At 68.9% G+C, this 20,742-nt stretch carries 25 protein-coding genes and 1 pseudogene; 17 read left to right on the forward strand and 9 right to left on the reverse strand.

Annotated elements, in window-relative coordinates:
- The first annotated feature begins 50 nt into the window (after window positions 1-50).
- The 7 genes from hda to ABE85_RS02880 all read left to right on the forward strand — a co-directional run bounded on the left by hda (window position 51) and on the right by ABE85_RS02880 (window position 5,820).
- A complete protein-coding gene (hda, locus tag ABE85_RS02850; protein ID WP_067269873.1) occupies window positions 51-725 on the forward strand; it encodes a DnaA regulatory inactivator Hda in 675 nt (224 codons plus the stop codon).
- A gap of 51 nt (window positions 726-776) precedes the next feature.
- Window positions 777-1,445, forward strand: coding sequence for an HAD family phosphatase (locus tag ABE85_RS02855; RefSeq protein ID WP_067269874.1), 669 nt, complete (start codon window positions 777-779; stop codon window positions 1,443-1,445).
- Window positions 1,442-3,085, forward strand: coding sequence for a polynucleotide adenylyltransferase PcnB (gene pcnB, locus ABE85_RS02860; RefSeq protein ID WP_067269876.1), 1,644 nt, complete (start codon window positions 1,442-1,444; stop codon window positions 3,083-3,085). Before ABE85_RS02855 ends, pcnB begins: the two co-directional genes overlap by 4 nt.
- Before the next feature lie 10 nt (window positions 3,086-3,095).
- A complete protein-coding gene (gene folK, locus ABE85_RS02865; protein WP_067269878.1) occupies window positions 3,096-3,590 on the forward strand; it encodes a 2-amino-4-hydroxy-6-hydroxymethyldihydropteridine diphosphokinase in 495 nt (164 codons plus the stop codon).
- A gap of 43 nt (window positions 3,591-3,633) precedes the next feature.
- Window positions 3,634-3,987 carry a DMT family protein gene (locus tag ABE85_RS02870; RefSeq protein ID WP_067269881.1) on the forward strand — a complete coding sequence of 118 codons (354 nt, stop codon included), beginning with the start codon at window positions 3,634-3,636 and terminating at the stop codon, window positions 3,985-3,987.
- A gap of 153 nt (window positions 3,988-4,140) precedes the next feature.
- A complete protein-coding gene (locus ABE85_RS02875) occupies window positions 4,141-4,788 on the forward strand; it encodes a DUF47 domain-containing protein (protein WP_067269883.1) in 648 nt (215 codons plus the stop codon).
- A gap of 21 nt (window positions 4,789-4,809) precedes the next feature.
- A complete protein-coding gene (locus ABE85_RS02880; RefSeq protein ID WP_067269885.1) occupies window positions 4,810-5,820 on the forward strand; it encodes an inorganic phosphate transporter in 1,011 nt (336 codons plus the stop codon).
- Between the two features lie 10 nt (window positions 5,821-5,830).
- Here ABE85_RS02880 and ABE85_RS02885 read toward each other — a convergent pair whose 3' ends face one another.
- Window positions 5,831-6,304 carry an NINE protein gene (locus ABE85_RS02885; RefSeq protein ID WP_067269886.1) on the reverse strand — a complete coding sequence of 158 codons (474 nt, stop codon included), beginning with the start codon at window positions 6,302-6,304 and terminating at the stop codon, window positions 5,831-5,833.
- Window positions 6,301-6,918: a GNAT family N-acetyltransferase gene (locus tag ABE85_RS02890; protein WP_067269888.1), complete on the reverse strand. Its 618-nt coding sequence runs from the start codon at window positions 6,916-6,918 to the stop codon at window positions 6,301-6,303. The genes ABE85_RS02885 and ABE85_RS02890 overlap by 4 nt, the downstream gene beginning before the upstream one ends.
- A 270-nt stretch (window positions 6,919-7,188) precedes the next feature.
- On the opposite strand from ABE85_RS02890, the gene rpsP reads away from it, so the two are divergent.
- From rpsP to ABE85_RS02920, 6 genes are all read left to right on the forward strand, one after another.
- The gene (gene rpsP / locus ABE85_RS02895) at window positions 7,189-7,464 is read left to right on the forward strand and encodes a 30S ribosomal protein S16 (RefSeq protein ID WP_067269890.1); all 276 of its coding nucleotides are present in this window, start codon (window positions 7,189-7,191) and stop codon (window positions 7,462-7,464) included.
- A gap of 18 nt (window positions 7,465-7,482) precedes the next feature.
- Window positions 7,483-8,079 (forward strand): ribosome maturation factor RimM, encoded by a 597-nt coding sequence (gene rimM / locus ABE85_RS02900; RefSeq protein WP_067269892.1) that lies wholly within the window; start codon window positions 7,483-7,485, stop codon window positions 8,077-8,079.
- 19 nt (window positions 8,080-8,098) lie between these two features.
- Window positions 8,099-8,923 (forward strand): tRNA (guanosine(37)-N1)-methyltransferase TrmD, encoded by an 825-nt coding sequence (gene trmD, locus ABE85_RS02905; RefSeq protein ID WP_067281718.1) that lies wholly within the window; start codon window positions 8,099-8,101, stop codon window positions 8,921-8,923.
- 181 nt (window positions 8,924-9,104) lie between these two features.
- Window positions 9,105-9,473 (forward strand): 50S ribosomal protein L19, encoded by a 369-nt coding sequence (gene rplS / locus ABE85_RS02910; protein ID WP_067269894.1) that lies wholly within the window; start codon window positions 9,105-9,107, stop codon window positions 9,471-9,473.
- Window positions 9,474-9,607: 134 nt separating this feature from the next.
- On the forward strand, window positions 9,608-10,414 hold the full coding sequence (locus ABE85_RS02915; protein ID WP_067269896.1) for a CoA pyrophosphatase: 807 nt from the start codon (window positions 9,608-9,610) through the stop codon (window positions 10,412-10,414).
- A 68-nt stretch (window positions 10,415-10,482) separates the two neighbouring features.
- Window positions 10,483-11,472 carry a CobD/CbiB family protein gene (locus ABE85_RS02920; protein WP_067269898.1) on the forward strand — a complete coding sequence of 330 codons (990 nt, stop codon included), beginning with the start codon at window positions 10,483-10,485 and terminating at the stop codon, window positions 11,470-11,472.
- Window positions 11,473-11,484: 12 nt separating this feature from the next.
- Here the strand turns inward: ABE85_RS02920 and ABE85_RS02925 are convergent, their stop codons facing one another.
- The 3 genes from ABE85_RS02925 to ABE85_RS02935 are packed head-to-tail and all read right to left on the reverse strand — an operon-like array spanning window position 11,485 to window position 13,510.
- On the reverse strand, window positions 11,485-12,300 hold the full coding sequence (locus ABE85_RS02925) for an SDR family NAD(P)-dependent oxidoreductase (RefSeq protein WP_067269900.1): 816 nt from the start codon (window positions 12,298-12,300) through the stop codon (window positions 11,485-11,487).
- Window positions 12,301-12,336: 36 nt separating this feature from the next.
- Window positions 12,337-12,984, reverse strand: a complete 648-nt coding sequence (locus ABE85_RS02930; protein ID WP_067269902.1) for an RluA family pseudouridine synthase — start codon at window positions 12,982-12,984, stop codon at window positions 12,337-12,339.
- Window positions 12,985-13,033: 49 nt separating this feature from the next.
- Window positions 13,034-13,510 carry a tyrosine-protein phosphatase gene (locus ABE85_RS02935; protein WP_067269904.1) on the reverse strand — a complete coding sequence of 159 codons (477 nt, stop codon included), beginning with the start codon at window positions 13,508-13,510 and terminating at the stop codon, window positions 13,034-13,036.
- A gap of 153 nt (window positions 13,511-13,663) precedes the next feature.
- Between ABE85_RS02935 and ABE85_RS28220 the strand changes: the two are divergent.
- From ABE85_RS28220 to ABE85_RS02950, 4 genes and pseudogenes are all read left to right on the forward strand, one after another.
- Window positions 13,664-14,071: pseudogene (locus tag ABE85_RS28220) on the forward strand (VOC family protein); the annotation flags it as partial.
- Window positions 14,072-14,536: 465 nt separating this feature from the next.
- Complete coding sequence (locus ABE85_RS28225) at window positions 14,537-14,986, forward strand: questin oxidase family protein (RefSeq protein WP_231993345.1); 450 nt, start codon at window positions 14,537-14,539, stop codon at window positions 14,984-14,986.
- A complete protein-coding gene (locus ABE85_RS02945) occupies window positions 14,983-16,260 on the forward strand; it encodes an MFS transporter (RefSeq protein WP_197507183.1) in 1,278 nt (425 codons plus the stop codon). Before ABE85_RS28225 ends, ABE85_RS02945 begins: the two co-directional genes overlap by 4 nt.
- Entirely contained in the window at window positions 16,257-16,883 is a 627-nt protein-coding gene (locus tag ABE85_RS02950) for a metalloregulator ArsR/SmtB family transcription factor (protein ID WP_067269908.1), read from the forward strand. Before ABE85_RS02945 ends, ABE85_RS02950 begins: the two co-directional genes overlap by 4 nt.
- A gap of 150 nt (window positions 16,884-17,033) precedes the next feature.
- On the opposite strand, the gene ABE85_RS02955 is transcribed toward ABE85_RS02950, so the two are convergent.
- From ABE85_RS02955 to ABE85_RS02970, 4 genes are read right to left on the reverse strand one after another with little or no spacing between them, the layout of a single operon-like run.
- The gene (locus ABE85_RS02955; RefSeq protein ID WP_067269909.1) at window positions 17,034-17,507 is read right to left on the reverse strand and encodes a thioesterase family protein; all 474 of its coding nucleotides are present in this window, start codon (window positions 17,505-17,507) and stop codon (window positions 17,034-17,036) included.
- Window positions 17,508-17,555: 48 nt separating this feature from the next.
- Window positions 17,556-18,521 (reverse strand): tripartite tricarboxylate transporter substrate binding protein, encoded by a 966-nt coding sequence (locus tag ABE85_RS02960; protein ID WP_067269911.1) that lies wholly within the window; start codon window positions 18,519-18,521, stop codon window positions 17,556-17,558.
- Entirely contained in the window at window positions 18,515-19,477 is a 963-nt protein-coding gene (locus ABE85_RS02965; protein WP_231993214.1) for a CoA ester lyase, read from the reverse strand. The genes ABE85_RS02960 and ABE85_RS02965 overlap by 7 nt, the downstream gene beginning before the upstream one ends.
- The gene (locus ABE85_RS02970; RefSeq protein WP_067269913.1) at window positions 19,474-20,640 is read right to left on the reverse strand and encodes a CaiB/BaiF CoA-transferase family protein; all 1,167 of its coding nucleotides are present in this window, start codon (window positions 20,638-20,640) and stop codon (window positions 19,474-19,476) included. Before ABE85_RS02970 ends, ABE85_RS02965 begins: the two co-directional genes overlap by 4 nt.
- Window positions 20,641-20,742: the final 102 nt, after the last annotated feature.

The raw sequence follows: 20,742 nt of genomic DNA on the forward strand, positions 1-20,742 counted from the left end.
GCCGACCTCCGGGTCGCCGACATCGCCCCGCCATCCAACGCTGAAGTGGTTTGAAGCAGATCCCGCTGTCGCTCGGTCCCGAGCCCGACTACACCTTTGACACGCTCCTCACCGGTGCCAACACCGCGGCCCTCACGCATGTGCTGGCCCTGGGGACGGGTTCGCCGCCGGTGTTCCTGTGGGGGCCGCCCGGCAGCGGCAAGACGCACCTGCTGCGCGCGCTGGCGCGCCACTGGCAGCAGGCCGGCGCGCAGGTCGGCTGGTACGACGCCGACACCCCGCTGCCGTGGGAACTGCCCACCCACCCGAGCCTGCTGCTGCTGGACGACGCGCAGCGCTTCGATCCGGGCCAGCAGCATGCGGCCTTCGCCCTCTTCGTCGAGGCGGCCACGCTGGGCCTGGCCGTCGTCTCGACCGGCACCGCGCCGCCGGTGGACCTGGACCTGCGCGAGGACCTGCGCACCCGCCTCGGCTGGGGGCCGACCTTCGCGCTGCAGCCGCTGTCCGAGGCCGAGGTGCGCGCCGTGCTCCGACGCGAGGCCGACCGCCGCGGCATCGCGCTGAGCGACGAGGTCATGGACTACCTGCTCACCCGCTACGCCCGCGACCTCAAGCACCTGATGACGCTGCTGGACGGGCTGGACGAATTCGCCATGGCCAGCAAGCGGGCGGTCACCGTGCCGCTGCTGCGCCAGATGCTCGCCGACCAGGGGGCGCTCGCCTGAGGGCGGCGCCGCCGGTTGCACCGATTTCAAGGTTTTTCAAGGACAAGACCCGTGGACCTGACCCTGTTCGACCTCGACGGCACGCTGATCCCGCAGGACTCGGACCATGCCTTCGGCGGCTACATGGTGGAGATCGGCTGGGCCGACGGCGCCGCCTGGGCCGCCCGCAACGACGGCTTCTACGCGGACTACCAGCGCGGGGACCTCGACCTGGACGAGTACGTCGAGTTCGCGACCTCCGTCTGGCGCGCCCGGCCGCTGGCCGAGGCCGAGGCGGCCCGCGCCGAATTCATGGCCCGGATCGTCGCGCCGATGTTGCGCGACAATGCGCGCGCACTCGTGCAGCGCCACCTGGACGCCGGGGATCTGGTGGTCGTGGTGACGGCGACCAACGAATTCGTGACCGCGCCGATCGCCAAGGCCTTCGGTGTCGACCACCTGATCGCCGTGCAGCTGGAGCGCGACGCGACCGGGTCGTTCACCGGCCGCGTGCAGGGGACCCCGTCCTTCCAGGCGGGCAAGATCGTGCGCGTGAACGAATGGCTGGCGGCGCAGGGGCGCCGCTGGGAGGATTTCGAGCGCGTGCATTTCTACAGCGACTCGATGAATGACCTGCCGCTGCTGGAGCGGGTCAGTCATCCGGTGGCGACCAACCCCACCTCGGCCCTCGAGGCGCTGGCGCGCGAGCGCGGCTGGCCGATATTGAAGCTGTTCGAATGATCAAAAAATTTATCAACAAGCTGTTGGGCAAGTCCGAAAGCACCGCCACGCCGCTGGGCAAGCGCGTGGAAGTCACCGCGGAGGAACACCGCATTGACCCGGCCCTGCTCGATGAGCGCGGCGTCAAGGTCGTCAAGGGCCTGACCGACGCGGGCTACGAGGCCTTCATCGTCGGCGGCGCGGTGCGCGACCTGCTGCTGGGCCGCCGGCCCAAGGACTTCGACGTCGCCACCGACGCCACGCCGGAACAGGTGAAGAACCAGTTCCGTCGCGCCTTCATCATCGGCCGGCGCTTCCGCATCGTCCACGTGGTCTACGGCCGCGGCCGCGAGCACGAGGTGATCGAGGTCTCCACCTTCCGCGCGCTGCTGAAGGAAGACGACGCCGAGCAGGTGCAGGGCAACGAGAAGACGTCCAAGGGCGCGCTCGAAGGCAAGTCGCACGTCGTCGACGCGTCCGGCCGCGTGCTGCGTGACAACGTCTGGGGCCCGCAGATCGAGGACGCCGCGCGACGCGACTTCACCGTCAACGCGATGTACTACAACCCGGAGCGCGAGCTGGTGGTGGACTACCACGGCGGTCTGGCCGACGCCCGCAAGAAGGTGCTGCGGATGATCGGCGACCCGGAGACCCGCTATCGCGAGGACCCGGTCCGCATCCTGCGCGCCGTGCGCTTCGCCGCGAAGCTGGGCTTCACGATCGAGCCCAAGACCCGCGCGCCGATCGCCGTGATGGCGCCGCTGCTCGCGAACGTGCCGCTGTCGCGCATGTTCGACGAGATGATCAAGCTGCTGCAGACCGGCCATGCGCTGGCCAGCATCGACGAACTGCGCAAGCAGGGTCTGGCGCGCGGCGTGTTCCCCATCCTGGACGCGGTGCTCGACAAGGACGGCGCGCTGCCGGACAACGTGCACGGCAAGTTCGTCCGCCTTGCGCTGGAGGACACCGACAAGCGGGTGGAAGAAGGCCGCTCGGTGGCGCCCAGCTTCATGCTCGCCTGCATGCTGTGGGGCGAGGTCCAGCAGCGCTGGACGCGCCTGATCGACGGTGGCGAGGGCGCGGTGGCGGCCTTGCAGCAGGCGATCGACCTGGTCTTCGACGCGCGCGTGGGCGACATCTCCGGCCGCGGCAAGCTCGCGGCGGACATGCGCGAGATCTGGATGATGCAGCCGCGCTTCGAGCGTCGCACCGGCAGCGGCCCGCACCGCCTGATCGAGCAGCCGCGCTACCGCGCCGGCTTCGACTTCCTGGCGCTGCGCGCCGAGGCGGGCGAGATCGATCCGGCGCTGGCCGACTGGTGGGAAGACTTCGCGCTGGGCACCGAGGACGAGCGCCGCGCGCTGCTGGAACTGGCGCGCGAGACGCAGCGCCAGGGCGGCCCGCGCAGCAAGCCCAAGGCGGGCGGCGGGCGCGTGCACTCGGTGCCGCGCGGCGCCGTGAGCACGTCCTCGACGATGCCGGTCAGCGGTGAGTCCGCAGCGGGCCTGCCGATCGATGCCGAAGCGGTCGATGTCACGGAAGGCGAGGGTGGCGTCGGTCATCCCGCCAAGAAGCGCCGTCGTCGTCGCAAGCCCAAGGCGGCGGGCGGCTCGGCCGGCGGCGCAGGTCCCGCCGATTCGGGCCCGTCCAACGACGAGTGATCGACCTCGAATGACCACGGCCTATGTCGGCCTGGGCGCCAACCTCGGCGACCTGCGGCGCACGCTGGAGGCGGCGCTGGCCGACCTCGCCGACGTGCAAGACCTGACCCTGGACGCCGTCTCCTCCGCCTGGCGCAGTGCGCCGGTCGGCTGTGAAGGCCCCGACTACCTGAACGCGGTCGCCCGCGTGGCGACGACGTTGCCGCCGCTGACGCTGCTCTCGGCGCTGCAGGTCATCGAGCTGCGTCATGGTCGCGAGCGGCCGTTCGTCAACGCGCCGCGCACCCTCGACCTCGACCTGCTGCTTTTCGGCGATCAGATCGTCGACCTGGACAGGCTCGTCGTCCCGCATCCGCGGCTGCACCAGCGCGCCTTCGTGCTGCGTCCGCTGCTGGAGCTGGATCCGACGCTGGACGTGCCGGGTCTCGGCGGCTTGGCAGGCCATTTGCCCTCGGTCGTCGATCAGCTCGTCGAGCGCGAAGACATGCCCTTGCGTCTTCCCTGACGAATCGCACCCACGTCCAACCATTTCTTCGGGAGCTCGCCCCATGTTCGCAACCGCCGCCGGCTGGCAGATGGTCGCCCTGCTGACGCTGTCCAATGTCTTCATGACCTTCGCCTGGTACGGCCATCTGAAGGAGCTGGCGTCCAAGCCGTGGTACGTCGCCGCGCTGATCAGCTGGGGCATCGCGCTGTTCGAGTACCTGCTGCAGGTCCCGGCCAACCGCATCGGTTATGACGGCGGCTTCACGCTCGCCCAACTGAAGATCACGCAGGAGGTGATCACGCTGGGCGTGTTCGTCCCGTTCTCGATGCTGTTCATGAACCAGCCGTTCAAGACGGACTTCATCTGGGCCGGCCTGTGCCTGATGGGGGCGGTCTACTTCATCTTTCGAAGCTGATTTCCGCTCCTCGCATTGATGGGGGAGGGTGGGGGAATGTCGGGGGATGGCTCCAACGGGCCATGGGCGGCTACACTCGCGGGTTTTCCGTGACACGGAAATGACTCAATGGTGACGGTCCGGCGCGGATCGCACGGCGCGGAGCCTCCCCCCATGTTTTTCGGCAAGCTGCTGCCCCGAGAGGGCAATTTCTTCGAACTGTTCAATGAGCACGGCACGCAGATCGTGGAAGGCGCGCGCGCCTTCATGCTCATGATCCAGAACTACAACGACCTCACGCTGCGCGAGAAATACGCCGCCGAGGTCGACAAGGCCGAGCACCACGCCGACCGCGTCACCGCCGAGGTGAACCGGCTGCTGCATCGCACCTTCATCACGCCGATCGACCGCGAGCAGATCCACGGCCTGATCAACGCGATGGACGACATCCTGGACCTGCTGCAGGACTCCAGCGAAACGATGCAGCTCTACGACGTGCGCACCATCCCCGAGGAAGTGCTGCGCCTGGGCGAGCTGTCGGCCAAGTGCTGCGAACGCGTGAAGCACGCCGTGACGCTGCTGCCCAAGCTGAGCGAGCCCAAGACCGCCGAAGCCGCCATCAAGGCCTGCGAGGAGATCGACCAGCTCGAGTCCGACGCCGACCGCGTGATGCGTGCCGCGATGTCCAAGCTGTTCCGCGAACAGGAGGACGTGCGCGAGCTGATCAAGCTCAAGGCGATCTACGAGCAGCTGGAGTCGATCTCCGACCGCTGCGAGGACGTCGCCAACCTCATCGAGGGCATCGTCCTCGAGAATTCCTGACCCGGTCGCGGAGCGTCTCCCATGGGAACGATGCACGTGGCCTTCTGGGTCGTGGCCATGCTCGTGGTGCTGGCCGTCGCCTTCGACTTCATGAACGGCTTCCACGACGCGGCGAACTCCATCGCGACGGTGGTGTCGACCGGCGTCCTCAAGCCGCAGCAGGCCGTGCTGTTCGCGGCCTTCTTCAACGTGATCGCGGTGCTGTTCTTCGAGCTGAAGGTGGCGGCCACCATCGGCAAGGGATCGATCGACGCGACCATCGTCGATCACCACGTGATCTTCGGCGCGCTGATCGGCGCGATCGCCTGGAACGTGATCACCTGGTTCTACGGCATCCCGTCGAGCTCGTCGCACGCGCTGATCGGCGGCCTGGTCGGCGCGGCGATCGCCAAGGCGGGCACCAAGGGCCTGATCATGAGCGGCATCGGCAAGACGGTGCTGTTCATCTTCGTCTCGCCGCTGCTGGGCTTCCTGCTGGGCTCGCTGCTGATGGTGGCGGTGGCCTGGCTGTTCAGACGCAGCTCGCCGCTGCGGGTGGACAACTGGTTCCGAAGACTGCAACTGGTCTCGGCCGGGCTGTACAGCCTGGGTCACGGCGGCAACGACGCGCAGAAGACCATCGGCCTGATCTGGATGCTGCTGATCGCCTCCGGTTACGCAGGCGCCGGCGAACATTCGCCGCCGACCTGGGTCATCGTCATCTGCTACCTGGCGATCGGCCTGGGCACGATGTTCGGTGGCTGGCGCATCGTCCGCACGATGGGACAGAAGATCACCAAGCTCAAACCGGTCGGCGGCTTCTGCGCCGAGACCGGCGGCGCGATCACGCTGTTCCTGGCGACCTCGCTGGGCGTCCCGGTGTCCACGACGCACACGATCACCGGCGCCATCGTCGGCGTGGGCTCGACGCAGCGCGCGTCGTCGGTACGCTGGGGCGTGGCAGGGAACATCGTCTGGGCCTGGATCTTCACGATCCCGGCGTCGGCGTTCATCGCCGGACTGTTCTACTGGATCAGCTTCACGCTGTTCTGAGCGCAGGCGGCTACTGGCTGATCTCGCGGGCGGCTTCGACCTGCGATTCGAAGTAGCGTTGCGCTGAGAAGGCGATCGTCGCCATCAGGCAGGCGCCGCCCACCATCAGGCAGGCAATGACGCCCAGGATCGGCAGCCAGCCGGTCCTGTGCACCGCTTGTCCGGGGTTGAAGCGGTCGGCCCAGCGTTCGTCGGGCATCAGCCCGTACACGATGCCCGCCAGCATGCTCTGGGCGATCATCAACCCGAGCATCGGAATCAGGAACCAGGCCGCGACGTCGTCCTGGCCGAGCGTGTCCATGCGGTGCACGCCATACAGGCCGAGGAGCGTCGGCAGCGGATGCAGCCAGGCGAGCTTGTCGCTGAATCCGTGCAGATAGAAACGATGCGCCCCGAGGCTGCCGAGCGCAAAGCTCAGCCAGGTGGCGACGGTCTTGGACTTGCGGTCCGCCGCGCCGCCGGCGTCAGGGGCGACGGCGCTCATGCGGCGGGCGTCTCGGCAGGCGTGGAGGGTGCCGACGGGGGAGTCGCCGCGGCGGCAGGCGTCGCTCCGGTGGGCGAACTCGTGTCCCCTTGACCCAGCTGGCGTTGCATCAGCACGACATCCAGCCACTTGCCGAACTTCCAGCCGGCGGCCTTCATGACGCCGATGTCCTCGAAGCCGTGGCTGCGGTGCACGCCGATCGACCCGAGGTTCTGCGAGTCACCGATCACGGCCACCATCTGGCGCGCGCCGGCCGCTTCGCAGCGGGCGATCAGTTCGGCCAGCAGCAGGCGGCCGACGCCCTGGCCCTGGGCCTGGGGCGAGAGATAGATGGAGTCCTCGACGAAGTAGCGGTAGGCCAGCCGCGGACGGAAGTAGTTGGCGTAGGCGAAGCCGAGCACCTGCCCGTCACGCTCGGCGATCAGGTACGGCAGGCTGCGGCTGAGCACCTCGGTGCGGCGGCGGCCCATTTCGGCGCGGTCGGGCACGTCGGTCTCGAAAGTGCCGGTGCCGTGCAGCACCGCGTGCTCGTAGATCTGCTGGATGGCGGCGATGTCACCCTCCAGGCTGGGTCGGATCAGGAGGGGGGAGGAACTGCTGGTGGTCGTCGTCATTGGGGGAGGAGGACAAAGCGTCAAACGCGAGTTTATAATGCTTGGTTTTGGCGCTGGCCCCTGGGTGTGGCTGTCACGCTTCGAAGCTCCCTGAAACGGAGCATGCGGGCGATGGACGGACCGGGGGCGTATCTACGGAGCCAGCTGTCGACCTGCCGTTGGGAATCGATGCGCGACGCACGCGTACCCGACGAAGAGTCGATCCAATCTCTGCTTGCCCCTGTGTGTCTCCCTGGTGCGGTGGAACGCTCAAAACCTGAAGGATAGATCATGGTCGTTATTCGACTCTCCCGCGGTGGCTCCAAGAAGCGTCCGTTCTACAACCTCGTCGTGACGGACAGCCGCAACCGCCGTGACGGCCGCTTCATCGAGCGCGTCGGTTTCTACAACCCCGTGGCCACCGGCAACGCCGAAGGCCTGCGCGTCTCGCAAGACCGCGTGGCCTACTGGGTCGGCACCGGCGCCCAGCTGTCGCCGGCCGTCGCCCGCCTGGTCGACGTCGCCAAGAAGTCGGCTGCCGCTCCGGCCGCCGCCGTCGCTGCTTAATCCTCCGGATCGCAGTCGATGAAGCAGGCGCCTGACGACGTGATCGACAGTTCCCCGGCATTCCCGGAGGACGCCATCGAAGTCGGGCGCGTGCTGGACGCCTGGGGCATCAAGGGCTGGCTGAAGATCCTCAGCCATTCCCCGGATGCCCAGGCGCTCTTCGCCTCTCGCCGCTGGTTCATGAAGCCCAGCGAGAAGGCCCTGCCGGGCAAGCCGCATGTCGTGCCGCCCGTGCTCAAGGTTCTGTCCGTCCGCGACCACGCGGACGGCATCGTCGCCCAGGTCGAAGGCCTGGCCGACCGCAACGGTGCGGAGGCGCTCAAGGGCGCCCGCATCTTCGTCTCGCGCAGCGTGTTCCCGGACACTGACGAGGACGAGTTCTACTGGATCGACCTCATCGGCATGAGCGTCGTCAACAAGGACGGCCGGACGCTGGGCGAGGTGATCGACCTGATCGACACCGGCCCGCACTGCGTGCTGCGCATCCTGCCCGCCGGCAAGACCGCGCCGGTCAAGCCGGACGAGGAAATCCTGATCCCGTTCGTGAACGCGTTTGTCGGCGACGTCGACAAGGCCGCCAGAGTCATCCCGGTCGACTGGGACACGGACTACTGAAGCGCGGGGCCGGATGCCCATGCGCTTCGACGTTCTCACCCTTTTCCCTGAGCTCTTCGACCCCTTCCTGCGGGTCGGCGTGACGCGTCGTGCGTACGAGAGCAAGCAGGTCGACGTTCGCCTGTGGCAACTGCGCGACCACGCCGAGGACAACTACCGTCGTGTCGACGATCGCCCCTTCGGTGGCGGTCCCGGCATGGTGATGCTGGCCGCGCCGCTGGAGCGTGCGTTGGCGGCGGTGAAGGCCGACCGCGCGGCCACGCATCCCGGCGCGCCCGCCGTGATCCATTTCAGCCCGACTGGACGCAAGCTCGACCAGGCGTTGGCGCGTGAGCTGGCGCAAGGCGAGGGCGCAATCCTGCTCTGCGGCCGCTACGAAGGCATCGACCAGCGCGTGCTGGACCGCCACGTGACGATGGAAATCAGCCTCGGCGATTTCGTGCTGTCCGGCGGCGAACTGCCGGCCATCGCCATGCTCGATGCGATCGCCCGTCTGCAGGAAGGTGTCCTGAACGACGCCGCCTCTCACCAGCAGGACAGCTTCTCGGACGGGTTGCTGGACTGTCCGCACTTCAGCCGCCCCGAGGTCCTGGAAACGCCCGAGGGCCCGTTGCCGGTGCCGCCGGTGCTGCTGTCCGGCCATCACGCCGAGATCGCCCGATGGCGCCGCGAGCAGTCGCTGGCGCTGACCCTGCGCCGCCGGCCCGAACTGATCGAGGCCGCGCGCCGCGACGGCAGGCTCGACAAGAAGGACGAGAAGTTCCTCGCCTCCCTGCAGGCTGCGCCCGGCAAGGCGGCAGGCAAGGCGCCAGTCAAAACGGGCGGCGGCACGGGCGAAGTTTGACGATCGCCCAACCCCGTCTATAATCTTCGGTTTTCCGATCCTCTACTGGGCTGATGGGGCAAGGGCGGTGCTTTGACACCGTTGGTTGAATCCCCACGCGGGCGGCGCCGAAGAATTCCTTCGAAGGTGTCCTGTCCTGGAATCATCCTGATTCGCGCCGGCAAGATCACAGGAGATCCTCGTGAATCTGATCCAGACCCTTGAGCAAGAAGAAATTGCTCGCCTGAACAAGACCATCCCCGTTTTCGCCCCTGGCGACACGGTGATCGTGAACGTGAACGTCGTCGAAGGCACCCGCAAGCGCGTGCAGGCCTACGAAGGCGTCGTGATCGCCCGCCGCAACCGCGGTCTGAACTCCAACTTCATCGTCCGCAAGATCTCGAGCGGCGAAGGCGTTGAGCGCACGTTCCAGCTGTACAGCCCGCTGATCGCTTCGATCGAAGTGAAGCGCCGCGGCGACGTCCGTCGCGCGAAGCTGTACTACCTGCGTCAGCGTTCGGGCAAGTCGGCGCGTATCAAGGAAAAGCTGGCCATCAAGACGGTCGCCTGATCCTCGGCACAAGCCACCCCCCAAAGCCGCTCCAAGGCCCTGCCCGGAGCGGCTTTGTCGTTTCTGGCGTCCAATCGGGGCTTCGCGCCTCGAGCGCCCACGAACAAGTCCGGCGCACCGGACGCCCCTGCCGCATGCCGACGCCTCCTTCCAGCCGTCCCGCCAGCCGTCCCCCCATCCAGGATCCCCGCGCCATCCCCGTCACCGGCACCGATGCGCATCTCCCCTCCGTCCCCCGCGAGCGCCTGACGCCGGCCTGGTTGCGCGATCGCTTCCTGCATCCGCCGAGCGTCGAGCCGGAGCTGCCCGGCGACGGTGGCGTCTTCCCCGGCCGCACGATGACGCAGGCCGCGGTGCTCATCCCGCTGGTGCAGCGGGCCGAGGGTCTGCATGTGCTGCTGACGGAGCGCACCGCGCATCTGCGGGACCACGCCGGCCAGATCAGCTTCCCCGGCGGCCGTGCCGAGCCGGAGGATGGCTCGCCCGAGCGCACCGCGCTGCGCGAGGCCGAAGAGGAGATCGGCCTCGACGAACGCTACGTCGACCTGATCGGCCAACTCCCCGTCTATCGCACGGTGACGGCCTACGAGGTCACGCCGGTGGTGGGATTGATCCGTCCGGGCTTCTCGCTGCGGCTGGACGCCTTCGAGGTGGCGGAAGCCTTCGAGGTGCCGCTGGAATTCCTGATGAACCCCGCGCATCACCAGCGCCATACCTTCGAGCTCGACCCGGCCGGCGAGGCGGGAGGCCAGGCGGCAGCCGACAGCGGACCCTTGAAGGGACGTCGCCAGTTCCTGTCGATGCCGTGGACGGGGCCAGGTCTTGCGGTGTCGAATGCGGACGCCGACGTGGCGCTGACAGTGGCCGCTTCGAAGGAGTTCTTCATCTGGGGCGCGACCGCCGCGATGTTGCGCAATCTCTACCGCTTCCTGCAGGTCTGACCTCCTGTGACGGAACGAGGGGCACGATCCCCCTTCAGAGGGTGTGAGGGCCGCTATCATCCCGGGCCATGAACTTCTTCGCGGTCTTGCTTGCGCTGGTGTGCGAGCAGCTCAAGCCACTGCCGCACGGGAATCCGGTCCACCAAGGCATGATCGCCTGGGTGCGCTGGACCGGGCGCAACTTCGACGCGGGACGGTCGCACCATGCGGCCGTCGTGTGGACGATCACCGTCGTCGGTCCGGCCCTGCTGGTCGGGGCGATCTACGCGCTCGTGCGGCCCTACAGCCTGCTGCTCTCGCTGGCGATGGACGTGCTGGTGCTCTACCTGACGCTGGGCTTCCGCCAGTTCAGCCACTACTTCACCGACATCCGTGACGCGCTGGAGCGCGGCGACGAGCTCGAAGCCCGCCGCCTGCTCGCCGAATGGCGTCACCTCGACGCCAGCGAACTGCCGCGCACCGAGCTGCTGAGGCACGTGCTGGAGCACTCGCTGCTGGCGGCGCACCGGCATGTCTTCGGGGTGTTCTTCTGGTTCGTGCTGTTCTCGACGCTGGGCCTGGGTCCGGCCGGCGCGGTGCTATACCGGATGGCCGAATTCGCCGGTCGCTACTGGGCCTTCAAGAGCCGCACGCTGGATGCGCCGACCAACGAGCGCCTGATGGAACTCTCGCGCAAGCTGTTCGGGATGATCGACCACATCCCTGCACGCCTGACGGCGACGGGCTTCGCGATCGTCGGCAACTTCGAGGAGGCGGTGAGTTCCTGGCGCCGCGATTCGGCGCTGTGGGCCCACGACAACGAGGGCATCATCCTGGCCTCCGCCGCAGGCGCGGTCGGCGTGCAACTGGGTGGCAGCGCCGCGCCGGGCGTCACGCCGGACCGCAGCAAGACCTTCGAGTCCGGCGGCGACATGGACGCGACGAGCGCGGAGGGCTCCACCGCCGGCGTGCCGCCACAACTGGGCCACCTGCAGAGCGTGGTCGGACTCGTGTGGCGCTCGGTCGTGCTGTGGATGATGCTGCTGGCGCTGCTGACGCTGGCGAACCTCGTCGGCTGACCAGGCCCGGACTCAGGCGTCCCGCACATCGGCCAGCACCTGCTGGCCGAAGTCGTTTCTGGCGAGGAACTTCAGCACCTGCGTCGCGGTCGCTTCGGCGCTGGCCAGCTGTCCTTCGGCCTTGAACGCCGCGAAGCGGTCGCGGTCGGGGAACTTCGCCGAATCGCCGCCGCGGAGCTGGGCCTGCATGTCGGTGTCGATGATGCCGGGCGCGAGCGAGACGACGCGCGCGGCGCGCTCGCCCTGGGCGGCCTTGTGTTCCTCGTCCAGCGCCATGGCGCGGCTGAGGTTGTCCATGCCGGCCTTGGCGGCGCAATAGAGCGCGCTGCCGGCCATCGCGCGGCGACCCAGGCCGGACGAGATGTTCAGCACCTTGCGCTCGGCGGGCCAGTCGCGGGTGGCATCGAGGAAAGCCGCGCTCAGCAGCACCGTCGCCTCCAGACCGACGCGAAGCGCGGCGGACAGCGTCTCCAGCGACTCGCCGTCGACGGGCCCGGGCGTCGTGACGACGCCGGCGTTGTTGATCAGCGTCGCGGCGGCCCAGTCGTGCGGCTGCGCGCGCAGCGTGTCGGCCAGGTGCTGCGCGATCGCCAGCGGACTCGACAGGTCGGCCTGCCACTGCTCCAGCGGCAGGCCGCGCTCGCGGGCGAAGCGCTCCAGCGCCTCGCTGCGCCCGCGGGCGATGCCGATGACCACCTGGCCGGCTTCGAGCGACTGGCGCGCCAGCGCCTCGCCCAGACCGCGCGAGCTGCCGGTGATGACGGTGAGGGAACGAGGCCGTGAAGGCCGGGAGGTCCGGGAAGAGCCGGTGGATTCGGTGGTGGACATGGGAATGCTCCTGGGTCGGATGGCGGATCGCGCGGCTCAGAAGCCGGGCGGCGAATGCAGTGACAGCGCCGGCGCATCGAGCACCGCCGGCAGGCTGAGATCCCGTGCATGCAGCAGCAGGCGGGGCGCTTGCGCGAGGACTTCCGGCGGCGCATACAACGCGTCGCCGAGGATCGGATGGCCGGCGGCCAGCAGATGCACGCGCAGCTGATGCGAGCGGCCGGTGACCGGCTCCAGCTCGACGCGCGTGGTGCCCGCCGCGACGTCGCGCCGCAGCACCCGCACGCGGGTCAGGCTGGGTTTTCCGCGCTCGTGATCGATCATCTGCCGGGGCCGATTCGGCCAGTCGACGATCAGCGGCAGGTCGATCTCGAAGGCGTCCTGCTCGACGAGGCCCGCCACGACCGCTTCATAACGCTTGTCGACCAGCCGCGCGGCGAAGGCCTCGCTGAACGCGCGCTGCATGGTCGCACCGCGCGCGAAGACGATCAGGCCGGAGGTCGACTGGTCCAAGCGATGCACGATGAGCGCGTCCGGATATTCAGCGGCGACGCGTGCCCAGGCGCAGTCCTGCTTGTCCTCGCCGCGGCCCGGCACGGACAGCAGGCCGGAGGGCTTGTCGACGACGACGCGCCACGCATCGGCATGGACGATGGTCTGCGTCAGCAGGGGAGGATCAATCATCGAAGCGTCGTTGAAGCGCCGTTGAAGAGCGTCATGCAGACGTCGTCGCTCAGAACTGATGGATCCAGCCCGACTGCAACGCCGACTGCGGATTCGATCCCGCCGCGCTGACGGCTTCAAGCGCCTGTGCAGCAGGCATGCCGAGATGCTTCAGCACGCACGCGGCCATGGTGCCGGTGCGGCCCATGCCGGCGGCGCAGTGCAGCAGGACGCGGTCGCCCATGCGCAGGCCCTGCGCGATGTGCTCCACGCCTTGCTTGAAGGCCGCGCTGTCCGAGGCGAGTCCGAAATCGCGCATCGGCACATGCAGCCAGCGGAAGGGCAGCCGGCCTTCGGCGATCGCCTTGTGATACGACGGCGAGAGCTCGGCGACTTCCTCGAGCGGATTGAGGCAGACCACCACGTTGAGCTGGTTCAGGCGCGCCTCGTCGAGGAAGGCGCCCCAGGACTCGCGGCGGCCCGGCATCGACTGCAGCCACAGCCGGCCCGGGGTGGCGTCGGGGAGGGGAAGGGGTCGGAAAGCCATGGCACCGATTGTCGGGTCTCCCTGCTGATGGCGATGTTAATAAACTAAAAGTTTATTTAATTGCGAGGCGGAGTGATCATGGCGACACGGCGTCGGCGACCCGTTCGGCGCCCCCGTTCGAAGCCACAACAAAGCAAGCAGAAGGAGCTCGCCATGATCAGGATCCAGGGAATCGACCATCTCGTGCTGCGCGTGCGCGATCTGTCCGCCGCGCTGCACTTCTACGTGGACCTGCTGGGCTGCACGGTCGAGCGACGGCAGGAGGAGATCGGACTGGTCCAGTTGCGCGCCGGCGCGCAGCTGATCGACCTCGTGCCGCTGGACGGCAAGCTCGGGCGCGTGGGGGGCGCGGGCCCCGGTGCCGAAGGGCGCAATGTCGACCACGTCTGCCTGCGGGTCGAGTCGCTCGACGAGCCCGCGCTGCGACGCTGGCTGACGTCGCAAGGCGTGACCGTCGACAGCTACGGCTCGCGCTACGGCGCGGAAGGCGAAGGCCCGTCGCTGTACCTGTTCGATCCCGACGGCAACGCCCTGGAGCTCAAGGGCCCGCCGTGGCCGGCCGGGCTGCACGAGGCGCTGGACCAGTCGGTGAAGTTCGGTCCGATGTATGGCACCGAGGCACTGCCGCTCTTCAACCACCTGCCGATGGCGCTAGGCGCGCTGGGCCGGCTGGGCGCGCCGCGCGAGGCGCTGCAGCGTCACATCGACCATTGGGCGCCGCTGTCGCGTCCTGCGGACGATGACGGCGTGCCGCCACCGTCCATCGAGGAAGCGTTGCGCCGCGTGCTCGCCGCGCCCGAGGCGCAGGCCTTCCACGTCGCGATCCGGCTCGCGTACGCGTTGCAGTCGGGGCATCGGCAGGAGCTCGACGCGGCGCTGAAGACGACGATCGGGTTGGAGAGCCCGCTAGGCGCACCCGTGCCGGCGGGGCAGGGACGTGAGAGCCTGCGGGAGGTCATCGATGCCGTGCGCGCCGACCCGGCGCTGGCGATGCCGGCGATGCCGGGCACCTTGATCACCACGCGCATGCAGCATGCGGCCAGGCTCCCGGGCTTCGACGGTTATGTCGAGCGCCCGCGGCTGACGCTGGACGCGCTGGCCGAAGCTTCGCTGGCGGTCTACCTGACGCGGCACCAGTTCGCCGCGCTGCATCTGGTGACGGGCACGCATGCGCTGCGCGTGCTGCTGGAGGCGGCCGCCTCGCGCGGTCTGGAGGTCGACGAGGGCCAGGTCTTGCGCACGGCATGGCGCGCATGGCTGGGCACGTATCTCTCGGAACTGCGTCCTGCGCCGGCCTGGGCGCTGGTCCAAGCGGGCCAAGCGGCGGAAGACGACTGGACCCGTGCACTGCCGTCGTTGCACGCGTCGATGAACGATCACCGCATCAAGGTCGCCGACGCCGCGCGCGAGGAATGGCGTCATCGCGGCTGGCCCGGCTATGCCTTGTGTCTGCGCGCCGAAGGGGCTGCAAAATGAGCGCCGTGCTGTCCCCCTCCGAGTCCCCCGAGTCCGCCGCTGCTTCCACAGCTGCTGCGTCGCCGGCGCCGCTGCGCCATCCGCACCTGCTGCTCTGGGCCGTCTGCGCGCTCGCGCTGATGAGCACCGCCGGCGTCGCGCTGCCGTACCCGATCCTGGCGCCGATCTTCGTCGGCGGACCGGTCGACGATTTCACCCACTTCCTCGGCCTGCGGCCGGAGCTGCTGATGGGGTTGGCCCTGGCGGTGAATCCGGCCGGCATCCTGGTCGGCAGCCTGGTGATCGGACCCATGTCCGACCGCTACGGCCGTCGCCGCGTGCTGAGCGTCACCATCACCGCGACGCTCGTCGGCTACGGGCTGAGCGCGTTCGCGCTGGCCTCGCGGGACTATCCGCTGTTCGTGCTCTCGCGTTTCGCGACAGGCCTGACGGAGGGGAACGTCGCCGTCGTGCGGGCACTGCTGGCCGACTGGCATCCTCAGTTGGAGCGCACGCGCAGCTTCGCGTGGCTCAACGCGAGCCTGTACATCGGCTGGCTGGTGGGGCCGCTGCTCGGCGGCCTGACGCTTCCATTGGGCGAGGCGGTGCCCTTCATGGTCGCGGCCGTCGTGATCCTGCCCTGCCTGGTGCTGCTCGGTTTCGGGTTGCCGGACGACCGTCCCGCGGCCAAGCCGGAGGGCGGGATGCTCGCCGCGATGCGCCGCCAGCAGTCGCTGGGGCTGATCGCGCAGGATCCGGTGCTTCGCCACCTCGCGCTGCTGCAGCTGGCCTACACGCTGGGGGTCAACGCGCTGTACGAGTTCGCGCCGTTGTGGATGCTGCAGCAGGCGGGGCTGGACAGCCGCGGCATCGCGCTGGTCACCGCGGTGCAGTGCGCGGCGATGACGGCGGCCAGCGTCTTCGCGGCGCGCATCGGCTCGGGGACGACACCGTTGCACCGCGCGGCGCGGTTCGCGGTGGTCGCGGCTATCGGGTTGCTGGCGCTGAGCCTCGCGCCGTCGTGGATGGGGCTGGCGTTGATCCCGTTGCTGGGCATTCCGCTGTCGTTCTACAACGCGCTGATGCCGGCGTGGATGTCGGACCGATTCGCGGCCTACGGCCAGGGCCGCGTGATGGGCCTGCTGACGACGGTGTTCTGCCTGTCCAACACCTTGATCGCCTTGATCGGCGGCGCGCTGGGCATGCTGTCGGCGCGCTGGATCATGCTGCTGGGCGGCACGATGTGCCTGGGCGCGGCGATCGGCTTCATCCGCTTCGCGAGGCGTCATTCATGAGCCAGGGCAACGAGGACCGGCTGCTGTTCGAGCTCAAGAGCCGCGGTCCGCAGGCGGCCGCGGCGCTGGCCGCGACCGTCGCCATCACGCCGATGGGCGCGCACAAGCTGCTCGCGCGATTGGAGGAGCAGGGGCTGGTCGAGGCTCAGGACGACCAGCGCGGCGAGGCCGGACGGCCGCGCAAGCTGTGGTCGTTGACGGCGGCGGGGCACGGGCGCTTTCCTGACCGGCATGCCGATCTCACCGTGCAGTTGATCCAGCAGGCGCGGGCGGTCTTCGGCGAGGCGGGGCTCGATCAGTTGATCGCTGCGCGGGAGCGCGACAGCGAGCTGCGCTACCGCGCGGCGATCGACCGCTGCCGCACGACCGGCGACCGTGTGCGCGAGCTCGCGCGGCTGCGCGCCGAAGAGGGCTACATGGCGCGCGCCGAGCGCGTGGGCAAGGACTGGCTGCTGGTGGAAGACCACTGCCCGATCTGCGCCGCGGCGCAGAGCTGCCAAGGCTTCTGCCGATCGGAACTGGCCTTGTTCGAGCGATGCCTGGGGCCTGGACTCACCGTCGAGCGCACCGAACATCTGCTCGCTGGCGCGCGTCGATGCGCCTATCGGATCAGCGCGGTCTAGTTGACTGCAGAGGCCGCTGGCCCTCACCCCCGCCCTCTCCCGCAAGCGGGAGAGGGAGTCCGACCGGCTCACTTCTTACCCCCTCTCCCGCTTGCGGGAGAGGGCAGGGGTGAGGGCCAGCAGCCGTCGCAGTGCGACGACCTGTCTTCTTCACGACACGATGTACGCCGCCGCCCCGGTGGCCAGCAGCCGGCCCTGTTCATCGGTGAACGCCATGCGCGTGTTGGCGACGCGGCTGCCCAGCCGCATCACTTCCGCCTCGCAGCGGAACAGCGCGCCGATGGCCGGACGCAGGTAATCCACGCGCAGGTCGATCGTGCCGAGCTTGGCGAAGCGCTGCAGCCGCTGCTGCGGCGGTTCGTCGAGATGCCGCGCGCCGATCGCCGCCATCACCGCCAGACCGCCCATGGAATCGAGCGTCGCGCTGATCACGCCGCCGTGCAGCCGGTTGTGGGCGTAATGCCCGATCAGGTCCGGCCGCATGGGGAGGTGCGCCCGCACGATCTCGTGCTGCAGCTCGTCGACCTTCACGCCGAGCACCTGGTTGAAGGTGATCAGGCGCTCGAAGATCTCGCACAGGGCGGTGGTGAACTCGGGCTCGAAGGGGCTCTTCACGTCGGTCATGGGCGCGGACCATAACGCAAGGTCGCGCGTGGAAGGAGAGCGCTCGCCCTAATCCACGCGTGCGCCCGACGCCTTCACGATCGGCTCCCACCGCGCGATGTCCTGCTTCAGCATGGCCGCCAACGCAGTGGGCCCGCCGCTGAGCGGCTCCACGCCCAGCGCCTTGAGCTTGGCGAGCGCATCCGGCGCGCTCATCACCGAGGTCACATCCTCGGCCAGTTGCCGCGTGATCGCGTCCGGCGTCCCGTGGAGCGCGAAGAGTCCGACCCAGAGCTCGCCCGCGAATCCGGGGACGACCTCGCCGATCGCCGGAACGTCGGGCAGCGCCGAAGACCGCTTGGGCGAGCTCACGCCGAGGGCCACCAGCTTGCCGGCGCGCACGAATTCGAGGCAGGACGGCAGGCTGGCGAAACCGACGCTCACCTGGCCGCCGAGCATGTCGGTCAAGGCTGGTCCGACGCCCTTGTACGGCACGTGCTCCAGCTGCAGTCCGGCGGAGCGGTTGAGCATCTCGCCCAGCAGGTGGTTGAGCGAGCCGTTGCCGGCCGACGCGTACTGGTAGGACGGGCTCTTCGCCTTCGCCGCCGCGATGAAGCCCTTGAGGTCCTTGGCCGGGAAACTGGGATGGACGACCAGCACGTTGGGCACGACGCCGATCGGCGCGATGGGATCGAAGTCCTTCACCGGGTCGAAGCCGGTGCGCCGGTACAGCGCCGGATTGATGGCCTGCGTGCTGCTGATCGTCAGCAGCAGCGTGTAGCCGTCCTTGGGCGCGCGCGAGGCGAGCTCGGTGCCGATGTTGCCGCCCGCGCCGGCGCGGTTGTCGATGTTGAACACCTGCCCGTATTTCTCGGTGAGCTTCTGCGCAAGGATGCGGCCCACCGCGTCGTTCGTGCCGCCCGGTGCCTGCGGCACGACGATGGTCACCGGCTTGCCGGGATAGGCCTGCGCGCGTGCCGCGGGCAGGACCGCGCTGAGCACCGTGAAGGCGCAGAACTCTCGCTTCGTCAGCATGACGTTGTCTCCTGTTGTTGTAGGGGATCGAGTCCGGCCTCGATGAGCAGGGCCTTCGCGCGCAGGACCACCGGCTTGTCGATCATCAGGTCGCCGAGCTTGGTCGCGCCGAGGCCGTCGCGATCGGCGATGTCGAAGGCGGCGACGATCGCCCGCGCCTGCGTGATCTGCGCCGCCGTCGGCGTGTAGCAGGCGTTGATCGCGTCGACGAACTTCGGATGCACGACCACCGCGCCGCGGAAGCCGAGCGTGCGTGCCTCCTGCAGCAGGGCTTCGAATGCCTCGATGCTGCCGAGATTGGCGATGGAGCCGACGAAGCCCACCGGCAGCACGCCGGCCGCGCGGGCCGCGTACAGCACCATCAGGCTCGGTGCGAGCAGGGCCTGCGGCGTCGGCAGGCCGCCGACGTCGAGCGAGAAGTCCTCGCTGCCGAGCATCATCGACTGCACGCGCGGCGAGGCCGCCGCGATGTCGTGGAGCCGCGGCAGCGCCGCGGCGGACTCGATCTGCAGCAGGAAGCGGACTTCGCCCGATGGCAGACCGGCCGCGCGTTCGAGTTCGTCGACGACGCCGGCCAGCAGCTGGACATCGCGAGCGTGCTCGACCTTCGGCAGCACCAGCAGGCGCAGGCCCGGCGAGACAGCGGCGCGCAGGTCGTCGATGGCGGTGTTCAACGCGCCGTTGATGCGCACCGCAGCGGCCTTGCCGGCCGCCTCCACGCGCGTGATCGCGGCGGCCACGCCCGCGCGCGCGGCCACCTTTCTGCTTGGATGAACGCCGTCCTCCAGATCCAGGATCACGACATCGGGCGTCTTGTTCAACGCGCTCTGCAGCAGGCGTTCGTTGTCGGCCGGGACGAAGAGGTAGGAGCGATAGGGGCGATGAGCGCGATGGGCGCCATGAACGCGATGAACGTGAGGTGAGCGCGGATCGTTGGGCGTGGTGTCGCTCATCATTGATCCTTCAGCCACTTGTCGTTGTCCTGGCCGAGCGCGGGCGCGGGCCGGCGCACGGGCGGCCTCGCGCCGTTGATCTTGAAAGGCACGGCATGCACGGACACCGTGCGGCCGTCCGGCGTGGGCGTCTCCAGCAGCAGCTCGCGCTCCAGGATGTAGGGGTGCTTGAGCAGGTCCTCGATGTTGCAGACTTCGCCCGCAGTGATGTCCCGCGCTTCGAAGAACGCCAGCGCTTCAGCGAGTGTGAGCGTCGACAGATGTCCCTGGATCAGGTCGTCGAGCGCATCGATGTTGGCCAGGCGGGCCTCATGCGTCGCGAAGCGCTCGTCCTTCAGCGCGTCGGGATGTCCGATGCCCGCGAAGAGCCGCTGCAGCGTGCCCGCCATCCCTGCGGACAACGCGACCCAGCGCCCGTCCTTCGTCGCATAGACGTTGCGCGGCGCATGCGTGGGCGAGCGGCTGCCGGAGCGTTGCGTGGCCTGGCCGGTGAGCTGGAACTCCGAGGCCTGCGGGCCGAGCATCGAGAACAGCGGCTCGAAGAGCGACAGGTCGATCTCCTGCACCGTCGGCGACGGATTCGCGCGCTGGCGCAGCAGCGCGGCGAGCGCCGCCGTCGAGCCATGCAAGCCCGCCACCGAATCGGCGAGCGAGAAGGGCGGCAGCACCGGCGGCCGGTCCGCATGGCCGTTCATGGCGGCGAAGCCGCTCATCGCCTCGATCAGCGAGCCGAAGCCGCCCTTCTTCGCGAAGGGGCCGGTCTGGCCCCAGCCGGAGATGCGGACCACGATCAGCCTCGGGTTGAGCCGCTGCAAGGCGTCGACCCCCAGCCCCATCTTCTCCAGCGTGCCGGGCCGGAAGTTCTCGACCAGGATGTCCGCGCGCGCGATCAGCGAGCGCAGCGAGGCCATGCCGTCTTCCGAGCGCAGGTCCAGCGCGACGCTGTCCTTGTTGCGGCTGTACTCCATCCAGTAGGTGCTCACGCCCTGGCGCTGCCAGGCGCGCAGATCGTCGCCGCGTCCGGGCGACTCGACCTTCACGACGGCCGCGCCGAGGTCCGCGAGCACATGCGTCAGCACGTTGCCCGACACCAGCCGCGACAGGTCGATCACGAGGACATCCGACAGCGGCTGGCGCTCGTCGGGGAGGGGGGGCTCAGAACTCATGGAGGCGCTTCCTTTCATGGAAGCAGCCTACGGACGCGTGCCGCCGCTGGGAAATACGGATGTCGGCTAGGCGCTAGCCGGTTCCGGACTAGCGGCGTCGCC

Source organism: Mitsuaria sp. 7 (assembly GCF_001653795.1).
In the GTDB taxonomy this organism is placed as follows: Bacteria; Pseudomonadota; Gammaproteobacteria; order Burkholderiales; family Burkholderiaceae_C; genus Roseateles.

Coding starts and splice junctions, on each gene's coding strand:
- trmD (WP_067281718.1), top strand. CDS start 8,099: ATGCGCTTCGACGTTCTCACCCTTTTCCCTGAGCTCTTCGACCCCTTC.
- ABE85_RS02945 (WP_197507183.1), top strand. CDS start 14,983: ATGAGCGCCGTGCTGTCCCCCTCCGAGTCCCCCGAGTCCGCCGCTGCT.
- ABE85_RS02920 (WP_067269898.1), top strand. CDS start 10,483: ATGAACTTCTTCGCGGTCTTGCTTGCGCTGGTGTGCGAGCAGCTCAAG.
- ABE85_RS02930 (WP_067269902.1), bottom strand. CDS start 12,984: ATGATTGATCCTCCCCTGCTGACGCAGACCATCGTCCATGCCGATGCG.
- ABE85_RS02915 (WP_067269896.1), top strand. CDS start 9,608: ATGCCGACGCCTCCTTCCAGCCGTCCCGCCAGCCGTCCCCCCATCCAG.
- ABE85_RS02965 (WP_231993214.1), bottom strand. CDS start 19,477: ATGATGAGCGACACCACGCCCAACGATCCGCGCTCACCTCACGTTCAT.
- pcnB (WP_067269876.1), top strand. CDS start 1,442: ATGATCAAAAAATTTATCAACAAGCTGTTGGGCAAGTCCGAAAGCACC.
- ABE85_RS02925 (WP_067269900.1), bottom strand. CDS start 12,300: ATGTCCACCACCGAATCCACCGGCTCTTCCCGGACCTCCCGGCCTTCA.
- rpsP (WP_067269890.1), top strand. CDS start 7,189: ATGGTCGTTATTCGACTCTCCCGCGGTGGCTCCAAGAAGCGTCCGTTC.
- ABE85_RS28225 (WP_231993345.1), top strand. CDS start 14,537: ATGCAGCATGCGGCCAGGCTCCCGGGCTTCGACGGTTATGTCGAGCGC.
- folK (WP_067269878.1), top strand. CDS start 3,096: ATGACCACGGCCTATGTCGGCCTGGGCGCCAACCTCGGCGACCTGCGG.
- rimM (WP_067269892.1), top strand. CDS start 7,483: ATGAAGCAGGCGCCTGACGACGTGATCGACAGTTCCCCGGCATTCCCG.
- ABE85_RS02960 (WP_067269911.1), bottom strand. CDS start 18,521: ATGCTGACGAAGCGAGAGTTCTGCGCCTTCACGGTGCTCAGCGCGGTC.
- ABE85_RS02870 (WP_067269881.1), top strand. CDS start 3,634: ATGTTCGCAACCGCCGCCGGCTGGCAGATGGTCGCCCTGCTGACGCTG.
- ABE85_RS02880 (WP_067269885.1), top strand. CDS start 4,810: ATGGGAACGATGCACGTGGCCTTCTGGGTCGTGGCCATGCTCGTGGTG.
- ABE85_RS02935 (WP_067269904.1), bottom strand. CDS start 13,510: ATGGCTTTCCGACCCCTTCCCCTCCCCGACGCCACCCCGGGCCGGCTG.
- ABE85_RS02875 (WP_067269883.1), top strand. CDS start 4,141: ATGTTTTTCGGCAAGCTGCTGCCCCGAGAGGGCAATTTCTTCGAACTG.
- ABE85_RS02950 (WP_067269908.1), top strand. CDS start 16,257: ATGAGCCAGGGCAACGAGGACCGGCTGCTGTTCGAGCTCAAGAGCCGC.
- ABE85_RS02890 (WP_067269888.1), bottom strand. CDS start 6,918: ATGACGACGACCACCAGCAGTTCCTCCCCCCTCCTGATCCGACCCAGC.
- ABE85_RS02955 (WP_067269909.1), bottom strand. CDS start 17,507: ATGACCGACGTGAAGAGCCCCTTCGAGCCCGAGTTCACCACCGCCCTG.
- ABE85_RS02970 (WP_067269913.1), bottom strand. CDS start 20,640: ATGAGTTCTGAGCCCCCCCTCCCCGACGAGCGCCAGCCGCTGTCGGAT.
- ABE85_RS02885 (WP_067269886.1), bottom strand. CDS start 6,304: ATGAGCGCCGTCGCCCCTGACGCCGGCGGCGCGGCGGACCGCAAGTCC.